We start from the raw sequence: 3100 nt of genomic DNA, 5'->3' as shown, positions 1-3100 counted from the left end.
AGGGCGCGAGATCCGGCGTGCGGCCCCTGCTGAATTACGGTGGTCTGACACCGAGGCGTTATCGGGCGCGCACGTCGGGCTCTCGGCGCCTACGGTAGGGGAAACTCAAGACATAAGGCGTTAGGCGGTTTCTGCGCGCCCAGCATCCACATCACGCCAAAGCGCCAAATCGCTAGTTGCCTAGCTCAGGCCCGGCTAGTGCAAACGCAGGCTCGTAGCCCGTACGGCGCGTACTTGCACAGTACGTAATTACTGCGTAGTATCATTCTTACTGAATTACTGGAGAATTACTGTGTCAAGCCCCCTCACGACGGCGATGTCCAAGGTTGTAGAACTTCTCAACCCTCTCAGCAGCGAAGAAAGAAAGCGCGTTGTGCAAGCTGCCTTCGCTCTTCTTGGTGAGGATGCGGCGCCAAGTTCATTGGGTCCAGCGACCAATAATTATGCCGAGGACGCTTCATCAGATACGCTCCCGAAAGTGCATGCTACCGCCAGTCAGTGGCTCAAGAGGACCGGGGTCACGCAAGACCAACTGGATCAGCATCTGTATTTCGATGGTGGAACGGCGAAAGTCATATCCTTGCCGGGAGGGGCATCGAAGCGAATCCATCAGGTTATGAACACTTACCTGATGCTCGGCATTGCCGCGTTCCTATCGACTGGAGAGGCTTCTTTCACCGACAAGGATGCGCGAGAACTCTGCGAGCACTTCGGGTGTTACGACGCTACAAACCATGCGAAGTACATAAAGGAATTCGGAAACAAGATTACTGGATCCAAGAGTTCAGGCTGGAAGCTTACAGCTCCAGGCCTAAACGCCGCCGCTGAATTGGTGAAATCCTGAGAGGAGCAAGCCTGCGGGGGCCATGGGGAGGATGAAGCTTGTTAACGCTTGAACAGCTAAAGGTTGTGGTGCATCAGAAGGGGCTCACCAAGACCGATACTTGCTTGCTTTGCGTGGCGGCCGGCGGTGGGGCCCGCGTGCAAACAGTGGCAGCAAAGAAGTACGCGATCGACGCCGGAGTTAAAGGCGCAAAGAAGTGGAACTTTGGTGCGTTCTTGTCCGCTGTAGATGACAAGGTGTTCCGGACACCTGATGGCTGGGAGCTCACCGAAGTGGGGAAAAGCCATATTGCTTCTGTGGCTGGTGAGAACTTGTCTGTGTCACCTGCCGCAAAGGAAGCGCAGGACCTCCGTGCAATTCTGCCGAAACTCAAACATCAGGACGTCAAGGACTTCCTTTCGGAAGCCATAGTATGTGCCGAGCAGTCGCTCCCTCGCGCGGCGATTGTCCTTTCCTGGGTTGGGGCAATAGCGATTATGCAGCGAGAGGTTGTCGACAAGCATCTGACAGCGTTCAATGCTGAGACGTTAAAGCGAGACCCTAAGTGGAAGGCTGCCAAGACTACGGACGATCTTGGCCGATTGAAGGAGAGCACGTTCCTTGAGGTTGCACAGACCGTGGGCCTTATCGGGAAGAACGTAAAGCAAGAGCTTGATGCTTGCCTCAAACTCCGAAACGGTTGTGGTCATCCCAACTCTCTAAAGGTTGGTTCCAACAAAGTTGCAGCCCACATCGAAACCCTGGCCCTCAATGTATACGTCGTCTTCAGCTGAAGATTGTTGGGACCAACGGATAGTTTCTGCGCCCGTACGCCCACCGCCTAACAATGCGTTCAAGCCGAAACTGCATCGCTGCGCCGCCCACCTGGCAAGAACGGCTTGCCAGGTGGGCAGCTACGCGCTGCAATTCGGCTTAACTTAGGTGTTAGGCCGCTGAAGGACTTCCATGCAATCTGAAGTAGTTCCTTTCTCGCTCGGGATCACTCTCTTCGCAATGGTCATTGTGTGGTTTGTGCTCATCAAGCTGCTCTTTAACCACCTTGAACGGGTCCACCCGACGTCCCCCCGCTTTCAGTAGCGGTCGGCTTTAGAGTCCGGGGTTAGGGTATCCGAGCTGGCTAGCGTTTTGGCAAAGGCCTCTGGGGTCAGCCCGCCGAGCGCCTTCTTGGGCCGCTCCTCGTTGTATTCGCGGCGCCAGGTTTCGATGACCGTGCGGGCGTGTAGCAGGCTGGTGAACCAGTGCTCGTTGAGGCACTCGTCGCGCAGGCGGCCGTTGAAGCTCTCGACGTAGGCGTTCTGGTTCGGCTTGCCCGGCTCGATCAGGCGCAGGGCGACGCTGCGGGCATGCGCCCATTCGAGCATGGCCTTGCCGCAGAACTCCTTGCCGTTGTCGGTGCGGATCACTTCCGGCAGGCCGCGCTGGATCGCGAGGCGCTCCAGGATGCGCGCCACGCCGTGACCGGAGATCGCGCGCTCCACCTCGATGGCCACTGACTCGTGTGTGGCGTCGTCGACGATGGTCAAGGCCTTGAGCACCCGTCCGTCCGCCGTCCGGTCGAACACGAAGTCCATCGACCAGACCTGGTTGGCACGATCTGGCCGCAACAGCGGTTGCCGTTCGCCCACCGGCACCTTCTTCCGCTTCCGGCGCCGCACCTGCAGCTTCGCTTCCTGGTACAGCCGCTCCACACGCTTGTAGTTCACGAGCACTCCTGCTTGCCTGAGCTTGAGGTAGATCATCCCGACGCCGTAGCGCTTGTATCGCTGCGCCAGCGCCAGGATGCGCTCCCGAAGCTCGACGTTCCGATCAGGCGCAGGTTGGTAGCGGTACGCGCTGGCGCTCATGCACAGCACCGCCAACGCCCGCCGCTCGCTCAGCCCCTTGGTCACCATGTAGCGCACCTGCTCGCGTCGAGCCGGTGCGCTCACCACTTTTTTCGAAGAACGTCCTTGATGACCTCGTTCTCGAGAACCTGCTCGGCCAGCAGCTTCTTCAGCCGGCCGTTCTCGGTCTCAAGCTCCTTCAGGCGCTTGGCATCGGGCACGCTCATGCCGCCGAACTTGCTCCGCCACAGGTAGTACGACGCCTCGCTGAAGCCGTGCTTGCGGCACAGCTCCTTGACCGGCAGCCCGGCCTCGGCCTCACGCAGGAAGCCGATGATCTGCTCTTCGGAAAAGCGCTTCTTCACGTCCAATCTCCTCGCTTTGGGGAATTGGACTCCAGATCGCCGTGCTACTCAAAACCGGGGGGACGTCG

Annotated in this window: 3 protein-coding genes; 2 read left to right on the top strand and 1 reads right to left on the bottom strand. The window is 58.6% G+C overall.

Translation table 11 applies throughout. The features are described from left to right. Positions 1 to 316 precede the first annotated feature (316 nt). Complete coding sequence (locus E2169_RS14130) at positions 317 to 844, top strand: hypothetical protein (RefSeq protein WP_132987259.1); 528 nt, start codon at positions 317 to 319, stop codon at positions 842 to 844. A gap of 38 nt (positions 845 to 882) precedes the next feature. Continuing rightward, on the top strand, positions 883 to 1617 hold the full coding sequence (locus tag E2169_RS14365) for a hypothetical protein (RefSeq protein WP_207918403.1): 735 nt from the start codon (positions 883 to 885) through the stop codon (positions 1615 to 1617). Between the two features lie 297 nt (positions 1618 to 1914). Here the strand turns inward: E2169_RS14365 and E2169_RS14120 are convergent. Next, a protein-coding gene (locus tag E2169_RS14120; protein WP_370465161.1) for an IS3 family transposase occupies positions 1915 to 3032 on the bottom strand; the annotation gives its coding sequence in 2 pieces (ribosomal slippage) (positions 1915 to 2780 and positions 2780 to 3032; 1119 coding nt in all). Between the last annotated feature and the right edge of the window lie 68 nt (positions 3033 to 3100).

This window comes from Luteimonas terricola (assembly GCF_004352845.1).
In the GTDB taxonomy this organism is placed as follows: Bacteria; Pseudomonadota; Gammaproteobacteria; order Xanthomonadales; family Xanthomonadaceae; genus Luteimonas; species Luteimonas terricola.
This window is presented reverse-complemented; position numbering and strand designations above follow the sequence as displayed.